General features: G+C 62.8%; 13 protein-coding genes and 1 pseudogene. 10 read left to right on the forward strand and 4 right to left on the reverse strand.

The features are described 5' to 3' along the window. Positions 1-6: 6 nt before the first annotated feature. Positions 7-1,830, reverse strand: a complete 1,824-nt coding sequence (gene glmS, locus NKI97_RS19975) for a glutamine--fructose-6-phosphate transaminase (isomerizing) (protein ID WP_352836146.1) — start codon at positions 1,828-1,830, stop codon at positions 7-9. Between the two features lie 227 nt (positions 1,831-2,057). Here glmS and NKI97_RS19980 point away from each other — a divergent pair, with 227 nt between their 5' ends. Next, the gene (locus tag NKI97_RS19980) at positions 2,058-2,411 is read left to right on the forward strand and encodes an ADP-ribosylation/crystallin J1 (RefSeq protein ID WP_352448706.1); all 354 of its coding nucleotides are present in this window, start codon (positions 2,058-2,060) and stop codon (positions 2,409-2,411) included. A gap of 1 nt (position 2,412) precedes the next feature. Here NKI97_RS19980 and glmU read toward each other — a convergent pair whose 3' ends face one another. Both glmU and NKI97_RS19990 read right to left on the reverse strand, forming a co-directional pair. After that, a complete protein-coding gene (glmU, locus tag NKI97_RS19985) occupies positions 2,413-3,774 on the reverse strand; it encodes a bifunctional UDP-N-acetylglucosamine diphosphorylase/glucosamine-1-phosphate N-acetyltransferase GlmU (protein WP_352448705.1) in 1,362 nt (453 codons plus the stop codon). Between the two features lie 129 nt (positions 3,775-3,903). Continuing rightward, on the reverse strand, positions 3,904-4,851 hold the full coding sequence (locus NKI97_RS19990) for an AraC family transcriptional regulator (protein ID WP_352836150.1): 948 nt from the start codon (positions 4,849-4,851) through the stop codon (positions 3,904-3,906). A gap of 129 nt (positions 4,852-4,980) precedes the next feature. Between NKI97_RS19990 and NKI97_RS19995 the strand changes: the two are divergent. Continuing rightward, positions 4,981-5,874 (forward strand): annotated as a pseudogene (locus NKI97_RS19995) (SDR family oxidoreductase). Between the two features lie 23 nt (positions 5,875-5,897). On the opposite strand, the gene NKI97_RS20000 reads toward NKI97_RS19995, so the two are convergent. Then, positions 5,898-6,644, reverse strand: coding sequence for a cytochrome c biogenesis CcdA family protein (locus NKI97_RS20000; RefSeq protein WP_031212847.1), 747 nt, complete (start codon positions 6,642-6,644; stop codon positions 5,898-5,900). A gap of 187 nt (positions 6,645-6,831) precedes the next feature. Here NKI97_RS20000 and NKI97_RS20005 point away from each other — a divergent pair, with 187 nt between their 5' ends. The 8 genes from NKI97_RS20005 to rpmG all read left to right on the forward strand — a co-directional run bounded on the left by NKI97_RS20005 (position 6,832) and on the right by rpmG (position 15,907). After that, complete coding sequence (locus NKI97_RS20005; protein ID WP_352471767.1) at positions 6,832-7,209, forward strand: COG4315 family predicted lipoprotein; 378 nt, start codon at positions 6,832-6,834, stop codon at positions 7,207-7,209. A 446-nt stretch (positions 7,210-7,655) separates the two neighbouring features. Beyond that, positions 7,656-10,271, forward strand: coding sequence for a type I DNA topoisomerase (topA, locus tag NKI97_RS20010; RefSeq protein ID WP_352836153.1), 2,616 nt, complete (start codon positions 7,656-7,658; stop codon positions 10,269-10,271). Between the two features lie 6 nt (positions 10,272-10,277). Beyond that, positions 10,278-12,584, forward strand: a complete 2,307-nt coding sequence (rnr, locus tag NKI97_RS20015) for a ribonuclease R (RefSeq protein WP_502907115.1) — start codon at positions 10,278-10,280, stop codon at positions 12,582-12,584. Next, positions 12,584-13,036: a DUF983 domain-containing protein gene (locus tag NKI97_RS20020; RefSeq protein ID WP_023679976.1), complete on the forward strand. Its 453-nt coding sequence runs from the start codon at positions 12,584-12,586 to the stop codon at positions 13,034-13,036. The genes rnr and NKI97_RS20020 overlap by 1 nt, the downstream gene beginning before the upstream one ends. A gap of 72 nt (positions 13,037-13,108) precedes the next feature. Then, positions 13,109-13,843, forward strand: coding sequence for an NUDIX hydrolase (locus NKI97_RS20025; RefSeq protein ID WP_352836156.1), 735 nt, complete (start codon positions 13,109-13,111; stop codon positions 13,841-13,843). A 16-nt stretch (positions 13,844-13,859) separates the two neighbouring features. Further along, the gene (locus NKI97_RS20030) at positions 13,860-15,035 is read left to right on the forward strand and encodes an MFS transporter (RefSeq protein WP_352836159.1); all 1,176 of its coding nucleotides are present in this window, start codon (positions 13,860-13,862) and stop codon (positions 15,033-15,035) included. A gap of 110 nt (positions 15,036-15,145) precedes the next feature. Beyond that, positions 15,146-15,601 carry a YqfO family protein gene (locus NKI97_RS20035; RefSeq protein ID WP_352705841.1) on the forward strand — a complete coding sequence of 152 codons (456 nt, stop codon included), beginning with the start codon at positions 15,146-15,148 and terminating at the stop codon, positions 15,599-15,601. 138 nt (positions 15,602-15,739) lie between these two features. Beyond that, on the forward strand, positions 15,740-15,907 hold the full coding sequence (gene rpmG, locus NKI97_RS20040) for a 50S ribosomal protein L33 (RefSeq protein ID WP_006201775.1): 168 nt from the start codon (positions 15,740-15,742) through the stop codon (positions 15,905-15,907). Positions 15,908-16,060: the final 153 nt, after the last annotated feature.

Consider the following 16,060-nt stretch of genomic DNA (forward strand, 5'->3'; position numbering starts at 1 on the left):
CGAGACCTATTCCACCGTTACCGATTTCGCCAGGTTGCGCGGCTGGTCGACATCCGTGCCCATGAACACGGCGGTGAAATAGGCGAGCATCTGGATCGGCAATGCGTAGATGATCGGCGAGATGATTTCCGGCACGTCCGGCAAAACGATCGTCTCCATCGTCTTCACCGTAGCGTGTGCGGCGCCCTTGCTGTCGGTGATCAGGATGATCTTGCCGCCGCGTGCCGCGACCTCCTGCATGTTCGACACGGTCTTTTCGAAGATGCGGTCATGCGGCGCGATGACGATGACGGGCATGTTCTCGTCGATCAGCGCGATCGGGCCGTGTTTCAACTCGCCGGCAGCATAGCCTTCGGCATGGATATAGGAAATTTCCTTGAGCTTCAGCGCGCCTTCCATGGCCAGCGGAAAATTGGTGTCGCGGCCGAGATAAAGCACGTTTTTGTAGTGCGAGAGGTCGCGCGCGACCTTTTCAATCTGCCCGTCGAGCTTTAGCACCTGGTTCGCATAACGCGGCGCTTCCGACAGCTCGCGTATCAGCGTTTTCTCCTGCTCCTGCGAAATCGTTCCGCGCGCCACGCCCGCCCGCACCGCCAGCGAGGCCAGCACGGAAAGCTGGCAGGTGAACGCCTTGGTCGAAGCGACGCCGATTTCCGGGCCGGCCAACGTCGGCAGGATGACGTCGGATTCGCGCGCCATGGTCGATTCGCGCACATTGACGACCGCGCCGATCTTCATGCCAGCCTTGCGGCAGTAGCGCAGCGATGCCAGCGTGTCGGCGGTTTCACCCGATTGCGAGATGAAGAAAGCGGCATCGTTCTTCGACAGCGGCATCTCGCGATAGCGGAACTCCGAAGCGACATCGATGTCGACCGGCAGCCGCGCATAGCGCTCGAACCAGTATTTGCTGATCAGCCCGGCGAGATAGGCGGTGCCGCAGGCCGAGATCGCCAGCCGGTCGATCTTGGCGAAATCGAACGGCAGGTCGAGCGGCTTCGAGACGCCGCTGACGAAATCAACATAATGCGCCAGCGTGTGCGAGATCACTTCCGGCTGCTCATGGATTTCCTTTTCCATGAAATGGCGGCGGTTGCCTTTGTCGACCATGAAGCTCGTGCTGAGCGACTGTTGGCGTTTGCGGTCGACCTTGTTGCCGTCCATGTCGAAGATATCGACCTCGTTGCGGCGCACCACCGCCCAGTCGCCGTCTTCCAGATAGGTGATCGAATTGGTGAAAGGGGCAAGCGCTATGGCGTCGGAGCCAAGGAACATCTGGCCGTCGCCATGACCGACGGCGAGCGGCGGGCCGTTGCGGGCGCCGACGATCAGATCCTCGTCGCCCTTGAACATGATGGCGAGCGCAAAGGCGCCTTCCAGCCGCTTCAGCGCCTTGTGCGCCGCCTCAACCGGCTTCAGCCCCTTGGCCAGTTCGCGCGCCACCAGATGAGCGACGACTTCGGTGTCGGTCTGCGAGGCGAAACTGTAGCCGTCGCGCATCAGCTCGTCGCGCAATTCGGCGAAATTCTCGATGATGCCGTTATGGACGATGGCGACGCCGTCGGAAAAATGCGGATGCGCATTGCTCTCGTTTGGAACGCCATGTGTGGCCCAGCGCGTGTGGCCGATGCCGATCATGCCGTCGAGCGGTTCGTCCTTCAGCCGGCGCTCGAGATTGACCAGCTTGCCCTCGGCGCGGCGGCGGTCAAGCCTGCCGTGCTCGATCGTGGCGACGCCGGCCGAGTCATAGCCGCGATATTCGAGCCTTTTCAGCGCATCGACGATAAGCGGCGCGACCGGCGAGTTACCGACAATTCCAACGATACCGCACATGGCGCTTGCCCCCGATTCCGACCTCAAACCCGGCGCTATTTAGAGACTGCCGGGCTGTCGCGAAAAATCACATTCCATTTCGTCCGGTTTCAGCCGGACTATCCTGCACAGATGCACCATGACAGGGCGCACTTGCAATCCGGTTACTGCAATTGCTCAGTTTCTCCGCTTATGTATCCTATCTCGGCTCAACGGCTCCAGAAATCAGTCAAAGACATGATGCGGCTATGAACGAACGAATTGACACGGTGATGCTTTGGCGTCCGGTTGGGCCCCGCGAACTGGAGTTGATCCAGAGGGCAGGGATGCGCGCCTTTCCTCCTCGACTTGCCGATCAGCCGATCTTCTATCCGGTCACCAGCGAGGCCTATGCCACCCAGATCGCCCGAGACTGGAATGTGCCCGCGAGCGGATCAGGTTTCGTGACGCGTTTCGAGGTGCGTCGCAGCTTTCTGGACCGTTACAGCGTCCAGCATGCCGGCAGCCGGGCGCATCTGGAATACTGGATCCCGGCCGAAGACCTGTCGGCCTTCAACGATGCAATCGTTGGCGAAATCCAGCTTGTCGCCGAGTTCCGCTAGTCTACCCTTTTTTGCGGGCCGCTGCGGCCTCAGAAAAACGCTCTCGCAACTCCTTGCCCTTGCCGGGTAGAGTCCGCTGGCGGGCGCGGCCGAAGGCCAGCGCATCGTCGGGTACGCTTTCGGTGATGACGCTGCCCGAGGCGATGTAGCCGCCCTTGCCGATCGACACCGGCGCCACCAGCGAGGAGTTCGAGCCTATGAAGGCGCCTTCGCCGATATCGGTGAAGAATTTCGAATAGCCGTCATAATTGCAGGTGATGGTGCCGGCGCCGATATTGGCACCGGCGCCGATGCGAGCATCGCCGATATAGGTCAGATGGTTGACCTTGGCGCCCTCCTCGACGATCGCCTGCTTGACCTCGCAGAAATTGCCGACCTTGGCCTTGGTTCTCAGATCGGCCCCGGGCCGCAGCCGCGCGAACGGCCCGACATCGCAATTCGACGCGATGGTGGCGCCTTCGATATGGCTGAAGGCATGGATCTTGGCGCCCGTGGCGATTTTCACGCCCGGTCCGAACCAGACATTGGGCTCGACGATCGTGTCGGCACCGATCTCGGTGTCGTGCGAGAAGAACACAGTTTCGGGCGCGATCAGCGTAACGCCAGAAAGCATCGCCTCGCGCCGGCGGCGCTGCTGCCAGATACCTTCCGCCTGGGCAAGCTCGGCACGGTTGTTGATGCCGAGCGCGTTCTCGAAACTGGCTTCGGTGGCGACCACATCAAATCCCTGCGCAGCGGCGATCTCGACGATGTCGGTGAGATAATACTCGCCCTTGGCGTTCTTGCTGCCGACTTGATCGAGCAGCTTCAGCGCGTGCCTGCCGGCGACCGCCATCAGCCCGCCATTGCAGAAGGTGATTTTCTTCTCCTCGTCCGAGCAGTCCTTCTCCTCGCGGATGGCCACGAGCTTGCCGGCCTTTTCGATAAGCCGGCCGTAGCCCGAAGGATTTTCCGTACGGAAGCCGACTACGACGACGGCCGCACCTTCCGCCAGCTTCAGCCGCGCCGTCGCGAGCGCTTCCGGATCGATCAACGGCGTGTCGCCAAACATCACCAAGATGTCGTCATAACCTTTTGATATTGCTGCGCGTGCGGCAAGCACGGCGTGCGCGGTGCCGAGACGTTTTTCCTGAACGAAAGCCTCGGCCTTCGGCGCAAACTTGAGTGCGGCCTTGCGCATCTCATCGGCGCCATGGCCGATCACCAGCGCCAACTCGCCGCTGCCGGCGGCTTCGGCCGCCTTGACGACATGGGCAACCATCGGCAGGCCGGCGATTGTGTGCAGCACTTTCGGCACCGCACTTTTCATGCGTGTGCCTTCGCCGGCAGCGAGGATAACGGACAGGCAGGTTCTCTGGCTCATGGGATGGCAACCGTTGAAAGGGGTCTGGAATCGAAGCGTTAGTAGCACTGGCGCCATGCTGCACCAATGCGGTTAAATTCCGGTGAGACGGTGGAATCTCCAACCCGCGACACGCCCAAGCCGATCGGCTCAGGCAGCTTCCGCCTCGTCACGTGACGCGAAGGCCGGAGCCCGGCCACGGCCATATTGCCGTGGTGAACAGTTCATGACCCGCTTGAAGGCTGTGCTGAAGGCGCTTTCGGATTCGTAGCCGAGCGACAGCGCGACGACGGCGACGGGATCGCTGGAATTCGTCAGCCGCTCGCCGGCCAGCAGCATTCGCCAGCGCGTCAAATAGTCCATGGGCGACGCGCCGACCGTCTCCTTGAATCTGAGCGCAAAGGTCGATCGCGACATGCCGGCCCGTCCCGCCAGCTCCTGTAACGTCCAGCCATGCGCCGGATCGTCATGCATGGCGCTGATCGCCGCGCCCATCTGTTTGTCAGCGAGGGCAAAGAGCCAGCCGATGCCACCTTTCAATCCTTCCGAAAGATGCAGCCGCAGCGCCTGAACCAGCATCATGTGGGCGAGGTGCTGGATCACCAGAAAGCCGCCCGGTTGTGGCTCGCGCAGCTCCTGCATCATCCGCTCCACAGACCAGCGCAGCGCCGACTGGTCCGACTCTTTGCGGATATGCACAATGGCTGGCAGCATCCGCAACAGGATGCCGGCATGATTGCCGCCAAGCGCGAAGCGGCTGCTGACCAGAAAGAAATCACCGCCGCCATTGTGAGTCACGACACCGCCGGCCCGCGCTGGCGGAAAAATCTTGACGGCTTCAGCAGGCGTCAAGCTCATGTCGCTTGCAAGACGGAAGGGCCGTCCACTCGGCAGCAGGAAGCAGTCGCCCGTCTCAAGGCGCACTGCGTCGGCAACGCCCTCCACTGATAGCCAGCACCGGCCGGAGACCACCGCTCCGGTCTTGATGCTTTGCTGCTGGTCGGGGAACTGGATCGACCATTCACCACCAGCATCGAAACCGGCCGACATATAGTTTCGCGGCTTCAGCAGCGAGAGCACATCTGAAAGGGGATCCACAGGTCATTCCGGACGATTGCGAAGATAATACGGACTTTACCGCATAGATCGTATTTTCTCAAGCGCCTATCACGACACAACTGAGCCGCGAAAATGGTCGTGGTCAGAAACGAACAAGGAGAAGTCGTGATGCGTGTCTTCGTTACCGGAGCGACCGGATTCGTCGGTTCTGCCGTCGTTCAAGAACTCATCGGCGCCGGCCATCAGGTGCTCGGCCTCGCCCGCTCGGCGGCGTCGGCCAAGTCGCTTGCAGCCAACGGAGCCGAGGTGCATCGAGGTGACCTCGACGACCTCGAAAGCCTCAGCAGGGGCGCAGCGGCAGCTGATGGAGTGATCCATACCGGCTTCAACCACGACTTCTCGAAATTCGCGCAAAATTGCGAGATGGACCGGCGCGCCATCGAGGCCTTGGGCGGTGCACTCGAAGGCTCCGAGCGGCCCCTGCTCGTCACCTCCGGAATCGCGCTCTAGGCGCGGGGCCGTATCGCGACCGAGGAAGATGCGCCTGTCCCCTCTTCCGCTTCGTATCCCCGCGCCTCCGAAGCGACAGCCGCCGCGCTGGCGGCACGCGGCGTGCGCGCGTCGGTTGTGCGCCTCCCTCCGTCGGTCCATGGCCAGGGCGACCACGCCTTCGTTCCTATTCTCATCGACCTCGCTCGCAACAAGGGCGTGTCGGCCTATATCGGCGAAGGGCTCAATCGCTGGCCTGCCGTGCATCGGTTCGATGCCGCCCGCGTTTACCGGCTTGCGCTCGAGCATGGAGCCGATGGCGGGCGATATCACGCGATCGCCGAAGAAGGCGTGCCGTTCAAGGACATCGCCGGCGTGATCGGCCGGCGCCTGAACGTGCCGGTCATCGCCAAGTCCGCGGAAGAGGCCGCCGATCATTTTGGCTGGTTCGCGATGTTCGCGGCGATGGATGTCCCGACCTCGAGCGAGCGGACTCGCGCGCTGCTGGGGTGGGCGCCGAGCGGACCCGGGCTCATCGCCGATATCGACCAGCCGGGCTATTTCGAAGGCTGATCAGACCACGTCGGGCGGCAAACCTATCCCAATTGCCCCAGCACCGGAAAATTCTCGAGCAACCAATAGGACACCGCCTGCACGCCGCCGGTCAGGAAAAACACGCCGGCGACCACCAGCAACGCGCCGATGGCCTTTTCGACGCGGCCGAGATGGACGCGGAATTTCCCGAGAAAGCGCATGAAGGCGCCTGAAAACAGCGCCGCAACGAGGAAGGGAATACCGAGGCCGAGCGAATAGGCGGCAAGCAGCAGCGCGCCCTCGCCCACCGTCTCGCGGCCGCCGGCAAGCGTCAGAATCGGCCCCAGCACCGGGCCGATACAGGGTGTCCAGCCAAAGGCGAAGGCCAGGCCCATGACATAAGCGGCGATCAGGCTGGCCGGCTTGCCTTGTGACTGGAAGCGCGCCTCGCGTGAAAGCAAAGGGATGCGCAGTACGCCGAGGAAATTCAGCCCCATCAGGATGATCAGCACGCCGGCCGCCATTGCCAGCGGCTCCTGCCAGACTCGCAGCAGATGGCCGATGGTCGAGGCGCCGGCGCCGAGCGCGACGAAGACGGTCGAAAAACCGAGCACGAAGGCGATGGAGGAATTAACCAGCGCGCCTCGCGCACCGGCCTTTGCCGTAATGCCGGCCTCGCCGCGGAAATCGTCGACCGACACGCCGGCCATATAGCACAGGTAAGGCGGCACCAGCGGCAGCACGCAGGGGGACAGGAAGGAAATTGCCCCCGCCCCGATCGCACTGACATAGCCGACGTCCAATGCCATTTCCGTCTCCCGATGACTGCGCAGCCATATAGCCGCGACAACAGCCGTCCGCCAATCACCATCGCGTGGCCCCATCACATTGGGTAGCAAGTCGACGCCCGCCCGGGAAGAAGGGGCAGCCAGGCAGCGTTGATCAAACGAAGCTGCGTTGTTCCGCGCGCTTTTCGAATGATCCAGGGAGAAGTCCATGAAAACGATCGCAATTGGCATGGCCGCGCTTTTGCTCGGCACTGCCGCATCCTTCGCCGCCGAGGCGTGGAAGGAAGCGGAGGTCGGCGGCACCAAGATCTACACCGACGCCAGCGGCATGACGCTCTACACCTACGACAAGGACGAGGCGGGCAAGTCGAACTGCTACGACAAATGCGCCGCCAATTGGCCGCCGCTGAAGGCTGACGCCAACGCCAAGGCCGAGGGCGAGTGGACGATCGTCGACCGCACCGACGGCACCAGGATGTGGGCTTACGAAGGTAAGCCGCTCTACACGTTCATCAAGGACAAGAAGGCCGGCGACGTGACCGGCGAGGGTGTCGGCGGCGTCTGGCATATCGCCAAGGCCGACTAGGCCTTGAGCTTCTGATCGGCTGTAACAGGCGGTAACACGGTTGGTCGCTGGGAACTCGACCCAACCGCCCCGGCGGCCAGCTTTTCAGCACGGTACTTCCTTGCGACTGTCCGAGCAAAATGCCGGGCTACCGATTGCGCGCTTCACAGCATCTGTTCAAGCAGGGCTGGCGCGTGCTCGATGTTTCTCTTATATCCGCGGGAGAGTTTGTCCCGTTCTCCAGGATCAATTGCCGGGCTTGTCCAGCGATAGGCTGGCCATTTCCCTTATCCAGGATTGCGGAAAATCGCATGGCGCCGTTGGGTTGCGCATTCGGTACAGGGCCGCATTTTGACTGCTTGGCCTTGACCGGATGCAAAAGCGCGGCCATGTGAGCGACACATTGAACGAGATTTCGTCGCGCGCAGCGGAATTCTTCTGCCGCATCACAACTGATATGAGACCGTATGGACGTCGTCGTCGTCGAATCGCCGGCCAAGGCGAAGACAATCAACAAATACCTCGGCAAGAACTACAAGGTTCTGGCCTCGTTCGGCCATGTCCGCGATCTGCCGGCCAAGGATGGCTCGGTGCGTCCGGATGAGGACTTTGCCATGTCCTGGGCCGTCGACACCGCGTCTGGAAAGCGTCTCGCCGATATTGCCAAGGCGGTCAAGGACGCCGACGGGCTGATCCTCGCCACCGATCCGGACCGCGAGGGCGAAGCGATCTCCTGGCATGTCCTGGAAGTGCTGAAGCAAAAGCGCGCGTTGAAGGACAAGCCGGTCAGCCGCGTCGTCTTCAACGCCATCACCAAGGCGTCCGTGCTGGAGGCGATGGCCAATCCGCGCCAGATCGACGCGCCGCTGGTCGATGCCTATCTCGCCCGCCGCGCGCTCGACTATCTGGTCGGCTTCACGCTGTCGCCCGTGCTGTGGCGCAAGCTGCCCGGCGCCCGCTCCGCCGGCCGCGTCCAGTCGGTGGCGCTGCGTCTGGTCTGCGACCGCGAATCCGAGATCGAGCGCTTCATCCGCGAGGAATACTGGCAGGTCGCCGCCATTCTCGGTACGCCGCGCAAGGAAAATTTCGAGGCGCGGCTGACCGCCTTCGAGCGCAAGAAGCTGCAAAAGCTCGACATTTCCAACAAGGCGCAGGCCGACGACATCAAAGCGATGCTCGAAGGCGCCAGCTTCAAGGCGGCGTCTGTCGAAGCGAAGCCGACCAAGCGCAATCCCGGGCCGCCCTTCACCACCTCGACGCTGCAGCAGGCAGCCTCATCGGGTCTCGGCTTTTCGGCCAACCGCACCATGCAGGTGGCGCAGCGGCTCTATGAGGGCATGGAGATCGGCGGTGAGACCACCGGCCTGATCACCTATATGCGGACCGACGGCGTGCAGATGGCACCGGAGGCGATCTCTGCCGCACGCGATGCGATTGCCAAGGAATTCGGCCCTAAATACCTGCCTGAAAAGCCGCGCTACTATTCCGCCAAGGCCAAGAATGCCCAGGAGGCGCACGAAGCGATCCGTCCGACCGATTTCATGCGCACGCCGGCTTCCGTCAAGCAGTATCTCGACGCCGACCAGGCGCGGCTTTACGAGATGATCTGGAAACGCGCCATCGCCAGCCAGATGCAGCCGGCCGAGATAGAGCGCACCACGGTCGAGATAGAGGCAGTCAACGGCCCGCGCACCGCCGAGCTTCGCGCTGTAGGCTCGGTTGTTCGCTTCGACGGCTTCCTTGCCGCTTACATCGAGCAGAAGGAAGAAGATTCGGAAGACGAGGAAAGCCGCCGCCTGCCCGAGATCCGTGCCGGCGAGCAGCTCACACGCGAGGCGATCAACGCCACCCAGCACACCACCGAGCCGCCGCCGCGTTATTCGGAAGCTTCGCTGATCAAGAAGCTGGAAGAGTTGGGCATCGGCCGGCCGTCGACTTATACGGCGATCCTGAAGACGCTCGAGGATCGTGACTATGTCACCATCGACAAGCGCAAGCTGGTGCCGCAGGCAAAGGGCCGGCTATTGTCGGCCTTCCTCGAAAGCTTCTTCGAGCGTTATGTCGAGTACGACTTCACCGCTTCGCTGGAGGAAAAGCTCGACGAGATTTCCGACGGCAAGCTCGCATGGAAGGACGTGCTGCGCGATTTCTGGAAGGATTTTTCCGGCGCCGTCGCCGACATCAAGGAGTTGCGCGTCACCGACGTCCTCGATGCGTTGAACGAGGAACTGGCGCCGCTGGTCTTTCCCGCGCGGGAAGACGGTTCGAACCCGCGCATCTGTCCGAAATGCGGCACCGGCAACCTGTCGCTGAAGCTCGGCAAGTTCGGCGCCTTCGTTGGCTGTTCGAACTATCCCGAATGCTCCTTCACCCGCCAGCTCGGCGACGCCGCCAATCCCAATGGCGAGAACGGCGGTGGCGAAGACGGCACCAAAGTGCTCGGCAAGGACCCCTATACCGCCGAGGAGATCACGCTGCGCAATGGCCGGTTCGGCCCCTATATCCAGCGCGGCGACGGCAAGGATGCCAAGCGCTCCAGCCTGCCCAAGGGCTGGACTGTCGATTCGATCGATCACGAAAAAGCACTCGCCCTTTTGTCGCTGCCGCGCGACGTCGGCAAGCATCCGGAATCCGGCAAGATGATTTCGGCCGGGCTGGGGCGCTACGGGCCGTTCGTGCTGCATGACGGCACCTACGCCAATCTCGACAGCATCGAGGACGTGTTCTCGATCGGCCTCAATCGCGCCGTCTCCGTGATCGCCGAGAAGCAATTGAAGGGCAAAGGCGGCCGCAATGGCGGCACAGCCGCTGCGCTCAAGGAACTTGGCGAGCATCCTGCCGGCGGCGGCAAGATCGTCGTGCGCGACGGCAAATACGGGCCTTATGTGAATTTCGGCAAGGTCAATGCGACGCTGCCGAAGGGCAAGGATCCGCAATCGGTGACGATCGAAGATGCGGTGGCGCTCATTGCGGAAAAGGAAGCCAAGGGCGGCAACGGCGCCAGGAAGCCCTTCCGCAAAGCGGCCGCGCCTGCGAAGAAATCGGCTGCGGCCAAAAAACCGGCGGCCAGGAAAAAGGGATAGGACGGGTTGGCGCGCAAAGTCTCCGGAAGAAGCCACGGCGATCTGCGCACCGCCGATACCCGTGCCAAGGTCAGGGACAATTACCGGCCTTCACGCGACGAGGTACTGCGTTACATCGCCGAAAATCCGGACCGCGCCGGAAAACGCGACATCGCCAAGGCGTTTGCGCTGCGCGGCGAAGACCGTATCTGGCTGAAGGACGTCTTGCGCGACCTGCAGGATGAAGGCCTGCTGACCAAGGAGCGCAAGCGGCTTGCCCGTGTCGGCGCCCTGCCCCACGTCGCGGTGCTCGACATCTTCGGCCGTGATGCCGACGGTGTGCTACTGGCGCACCCGACCGAAGCGATCGGCAATGGCGAACCTCCGGTCATAGCGATCCGCGTGTCGCGCGGCGGCAATGGCCCGACGCCGGGCATCGGCGACCGCGTGCTGGCCAAGACCTTTCCGACCGACGATCCGGCAGGCCCGGCCTATACCGGCCGGGTGATGAAGATATTCGAGAAGCGCACCGATGCGGTTCTCGGCGTTTTCCGTGTGCTGAAGGACGGCACGTTCCGCATCGAGCCGGTGGAAAGGCGTCAGCCGGAGCTGGTCGTCGACAAGGAATTCCAGAACGGCGCCAAGAACGGCGACCTGGTCGAGGTCGAGCCGGCACGGGCCTCGCGCTACGGGCTGCCGCGAGCCAAGGTTCTGGCGGTGTTGGGGTCGCTGACCAGCGAAAAGGCGGTCTCGATGATCGCTATCCACGCACACGACATTCCGCATATTTTCCCCGCCGACGTCATCGCCCAGGCGGAGGCGGTCAAGCCGGCGTCGCTTGCCGGCCGCGAGGATTGGCGCGAGCTGCCGCTACTCACCATCGATCCGGCCGACGCCAAGGATCATGACGACGCGGTGTTCGCCATGCCCGACACCGACGAGAAGAACGCCGGCGGCGTGGTTGTCACCGTCGCCATTGCGGATGTCGCTGCATACGTGCGCTATGCCACGGCGCTCGATCGCGAAGCGCTGAAGCGCGGCAATTCGGTCTATTTTCCCGACCGAGTCGTACCGATGCTGCCGGAGCGCATCTCGAACGACCTCTGTTCACTGCGCGAGGGCCAGGATCGTCCGGCGATAGCGGTGCGTATGACTTTCTCGGCCGATGGCCACAAACTCAGACACTCCTTCCATCGCGTCATGATGAAGTCGGCGGCGAAACTCGCCTATCAACAGGCGCAAGCGGCGATCGACGGCGCACCGGATGACACGACTGGCCCGATCCTCGATACGGTGCTGAAGCCGCTATGGGACGCCTACGCGATCCTGAAGCGCGGCCGCGACACGCGCCAGCCGCTTGAGCTCGATCTGCCCGAGCGCAAGATCCTGCTCAAGCAGGACGGCACCGTCGACAAGGTCGTCGTGCCGGAGCGGCTCGACGCGCACAAGCTGATCGAAGAGTTCATGATCCAGGCCAATGTCGCCGCCGCCGAGACACTCGAGGCGAAGCGCCAGGCGCTGGTCTACCGCATCCACGATGCGCCTTCGCTCGCCAAGCAGGAATCGCTGCGTGAATTCCTGCAGACGCTCGGCCTGTCGCTGGCGCGCGGCGCGCAAATGCGGCCGAACCAGTTCAACGGCATCCTCGCTCGCGTGCGCGGCGCCGACAATGAGGGGCTGGTCAACGAAGTGGTGCTGCGCTCGCAGAGCCAGGCCGAATATTCGCCCGCCAATATCGGCCATTTCGGCCTCAACCTGAAGCGCTACGCGCATTTCACCTCGCCGATCCGTCGCTATGCCGACCTCATCGTGCATCGTGGGCTGATTGCCGCACTCGGCCTTGGTCCGGGGGGCCTGACGCAGGACGAGGCGGAGCGGCTGGAAGAGGTCTCGGCGCTGATTTCGGCGACCGAGCGGCGCGCGATGGCCGCCGAGCGCGACACGGTCGACCGGCTGATCGCCGCCTATCTCGCCGAGCGCATCGACGACCATTTCGACGCCCGCATCTCGGGCGTCACCAAATCGGGCCTGTTTGTCCAATTGCCGCAGTACGGCGCGGATGGCTTCATTCCGGTTTCAACCCTGGGCGGCGACTACTATATATACGACGAAACTGCTCGATCGCTTTTCGGAGAACGCACCGGCAAGGGCTATCAGCTTGCTGATCGCGTCGAGGTTCGCCTGATCGAGGTGGCGCCGATGGCCGGCGCGATGCGTTTCGAGATGCTGACCGAGCCAAAGCCGCTGCCCGGCTCCAAACGGTCGTTCCACAAGGCCAAAGGCCGCGCCCGGGCGTCGCAATCGCGTCCAGGCTCGCGCGGCAGGAGACGGTAATGCCAACAGAACTGCAGGTGGAAGAACGGATTTTCGGTGGTGAACATCACTCGGGCCGGACCGCCCGGCCGCTATGGACGGCAATGAAGCGCGGCATGCTCGGCCGCTGCCCGCATTGCGGCGAGGGCAAGCTGTTTCGCGCCTTCGTCAAGACCGTCGACAAATGCGATCATTGCGGCGAGGAGCTCCACCACCATCGCGCCGACGACCTGCCGGCCTATCTCGTGGTGGTCATTGTCGGCCACATCGTGCTCGGTGCCTTCATGGGTGTCGAGGCAACCTCGACGCTGTCTACCTGGCAGCACATCGCCATCTGGGTGCCATTGACCATCATTCTGGCCGTCGTCCTGCTGCAGCCGGTCAAGGGCGCTGTCATCGGCCTGCAATGGGCATTTTATATGCACGGCTTTGGCGGTGAAGAAGATCTGATCGAGTCGCATCCCGAGGCTTGAAACCGAGGCTGGCGCAATCGGCATGGCTGGACGCCACTTCCGCATCGGAGAAGATTCCGCTAGGTCGAGCGCATGGACGTTATGACCAAGGCGGAAATCGACAAGGGTGAGCGGATCGCGCTCGAGGCCAAGCCTATACGCCCGCGCGACGCCGCGACGCTGATCCTGCTCGACCGCAAAGGCGACGAATTCCTGGTGCTGATGGGCCGGCGCCACGCCCGTCATGCCTTCATGCCGGGAAAATTCGTGTTTCCCGGCGGCCGCACCGATCCGGCCGACAACCGCATCTCGATAGCCACCGCCCTTCATCCCGAGGAAGAAGCGCGATTGACCGCTGGCATCGGCCGCACCAGCCCGGCCCGCGCCCGCGCCATTGCCCTGTCGGCAATCCGCGAAACCTATGAGGAGGCCGGCTTGCTGATCGGCCAAAAAGGCACCTTCGCGACCGCCAGGCGCGACTGGCAGGGCTTTGTCGAGCACGGCGTCATCCCATCACTGCAAGCGCTGCGCTTCGTCGCACGCGCCATCACCCCGCCCAACCGGGTGCGCCGCTTCGATACGCGCTTTCTCGCCGCATGGCGCGACGATGTCGCCGTTGAACTGCCGGATGGCGGTCCGACCGACGAGTTGGAGGACGTCGTTTGGCTGCCGCTGGCCAAGGCCCGGCAAGCCGATATTCCAGACATCACGCGCACGGTCCTGGAGGAGCTGGAAACCCGGCTCGCCCGGGATCCGCTGCTGAGCCCCGGCGGTCCGGTGCCGTTCTACCGGCTTGTCCGCAATCGCTTCGTCCGCGAAATTCTCTAGAGCAGCCAGGCAATCCATGACAGTCGATATCCAGCCGCAGGGCAAGGAACGCGTACACTGGCTGCCGATGGTCGCGGCGATCTCGTCGATCAGCGTCGTCGGCATTGCCATCGGCCTTGGCATGCCGCTGCTCAGCGTGATCCTGGAAACGCGTGGCCATTCCGCGTCGATGATCGGTCTCAACACCGCGGTCGCCGGCCTCGCTTCGATCGCCGGCGCGCCGCTCGCCACTCCGCTTGCCATGCGGTTCGGGGTCGCCTGGACGATGCTTGCCATGATCGCCGCCGGGGCGCTGGCCTTTGTCGGTTTCCATTTCGCGCCAGCTTTCTGGATGTGGTTTCCGCTGCGCGTGCTGCTGCATATCGCGCTGACGGTGCTGTTCATCCTGTCGGAATTCTGGATCAGCACCTCGGCGCCGCCACACCGGCGCGGACTGGTCCTCGGCATCTATGCCACCGTGCTGTCTCTCGGCTTTGCCGCCGGGCCTTGGCTGTTCGCCCATCTCGGCAGCAGTGGCTTCCTGCCCTTCGGCGTTACCATCGCCTTGGTTACGCTCGCTGCCATACCGGTCCTGGCGGCACGCAACGAGAGCCCGACGATCGTCTCGGACGGCGAAACCAACAATTTCCTGCGTTACATCTGGCTGGTGCCGACGGCGACCGCCGCCGTGCTGGTGTTCGGCGCGGTCGAGACCGGCGGCTTTGCACTGTTCCCGGTCTACGGTAGCCGCATCGGCTACTCAGAGGCGGACGCCGCCCTTTTGCTCACCATGATCGGGCTTGGCAATGTGCTGTTGCAGATCCCGATCGGCATGATCAGCGACCGCGTCAGCGACCGCCGCTATCTGCTGATGGCCTGTGCCACTGTCGGGCTTGCCGGCACGGTCTTCATGCCGTTCTTCGCGCATAACTGGCATTTGATGGCAGCGCTTCTGTTCATCTGGGGCGGTGTGGTCGCCGCTATGTATACAATCGGTCTTGCTCACCTCGGCTCCCAGCTTTCCGGCCACGAACTGGCCTCCGCCAACGCCGCCTTCGTGCTTTGCTACGGCGTCGGCATGGTGCTTGGCCCGCAGGCAATCGGCATCGGCATGGACGCTTTCGGGCCGTCGGGCTTCGGTTGGGCGCTCGGCCTGTTCTTCGCCTGCTATATCGTGCTGGTCGGCACCAGGCTGCTCCGCAAAATCCTCTGAGTCGGCCCAGCTGCCGACATCGCTCCCACTGCTGACCAACTACTGACACAACCATGTCAGGAGGGCTCGAGTATATGCTCCCCCAAAGTGCATTAGCAGGGAGACCTCGGATGATCGACAGTGGCTTTGAAACGAAATCGCTGCGGATGGAATTGCTGCTGCTGGTGACCTTTCAGGCACCGGCAGCCGATGTCGACCGCATCATGGAGGCGGTGGTCGCGATCGTACCGCTCGGAATGGGCAAATATGACAGCAATGCTTTCCAGTCGGCGGACGGCATCGAACGCTACCGGCCGCTTGAAGGTGCCGCCGCCGGCGCCGAGACGGAATTGCGCAGGCGGTCGGGCACTGTCGAGGTGTCGTTCGAACTGCCCGACGACCAGAAGCTCGCCGCACGCGTCGTCGAAGCGATTTATCAGGTTCACAGCTATCAGGAACCGGTGATCCGCATTCAGCCACTGCTTGCCAGCCGCTCCAAGGGTCTCGACGACCGCGCCAACCCGAACCGCTGGTGGAACACGACGGGAGACCGGAAGAAGGCGTTGCCAGTCAGGGAAGACGCATAAACCTGGACAAGGGTGAATGTGGACAAGGGTTGACTTTCCGGGCGCGTTCTTTATGTGTCGCGGCAAGTTTCCCGCGTCCGGGTGTTTTCCCCGTGCTCCAGCGGCCAAAACTCCACGAACATTTAACGGACGAACATCATGGCCAAAGCCGCAAACATCAAGATCAAGCTTCTGTCGACCGCCGACACCGGTTTCTTCTACGTGACCAGCAAAAACAGCCGCACCAAGACGGACAAGCTGTCGTTCCGCAAATACGACCCGGTCGCCAAGAAGCACGTCGAATTCAAGGAAACCAAGATCAAGTAATCGGGTTTTCTCTCGCGGTACCGAATCGCCGCCCTCCGGGCGGCGTTTTTCGTTTCGGGAATACAGGACTAGAGCCTTTCACGTTTTGATGGAAGCGTAGCCGGCGTTTGCGAAGTAGTTGTTGCATTCGGTTGCCTCGATCGTTTCAACGAG

It is taken from the genome of Mesorhizobium sp. M0296 (genome assembly GCF_040321675.1).
GTDB lineage: Bacteria > Pseudomonadota > Alphaproteobacteria > Rhizobiales > Rhizobiaceae > Mesorhizobium.

Excerpts from the sequence above, each read along its gene's own strand:
- glmS (WP_352836146.1), bottom strand. The coding sequence starts at position 1,830 with ATGTGCGGTATCGTTGGAATTGTCGGTAACTCGCCGGTCGCGCCGCTT.
- NKI97_RS19980 (WP_352448706.1), top strand. The coding sequence starts at position 2,058 with ATGAACGAACGAATTGACACGGTGATGCTTTGGCGTCCGGTTGGGCCC.
- glmU (WP_352448705.1), bottom strand. The coding sequence starts at position 3,774 with ATGAGCCAGAGAACCTGCCTGTCCGTTATCCTCGCTGCCGGCGAAGGC.
- NKI97_RS20000 (WP_031212847.1), bottom strand. The coding sequence starts at position 6,644 with ATGGCATTGGACGTCGGCTATGTCAGTGCGATCGGGGCGGGGGCAATT.
- NKI97_RS20005 (WP_352471767.1), top strand. The coding sequence starts at position 6,832 with ATGAAAACGATCGCAATTGGCATGGCCGCGCTTTTGCTCGGCACTGCC.
- topA (WP_352836153.1), top strand. The coding sequence starts at position 7,656 with ATGGACGTCGTCGTCGTCGAATCGCCGGCCAAGGCGAAGACAATCAAC.
- NKI97_RS20020 (WP_023679976.1), top strand. The coding sequence starts at position 12,584 with ATGCCAACAGAACTGCAGGTGGAAGAACGGATTTTCGGTGGTGAACAT.
- NKI97_RS20025 (WP_352836156.1), top strand. The coding sequence starts at position 13,109 with ATGGACGTTATGACCAAGGCGGAAATCGACAAGGGTGAGCGGATCGCG.
- NKI97_RS20030 (WP_352836159.1), top strand. The coding sequence starts at position 13,860 with ATGACAGTCGATATCCAGCCGCAGGGCAAGGAACGCGTACACTGGCTG.
- NKI97_RS20035 (WP_352705841.1), top strand. The coding sequence starts at position 15,146 with ATGATCGACAGTGGCTTTGAAACGAAATCGCTGCGGATGGAATTGCTG.
- rpmG (WP_006201775.1), top strand. The coding sequence starts at position 15,740 with ATGGCCAAAGCCGCAAACATCAAGATCAAGCTTCTGTCGACCGCCGAC.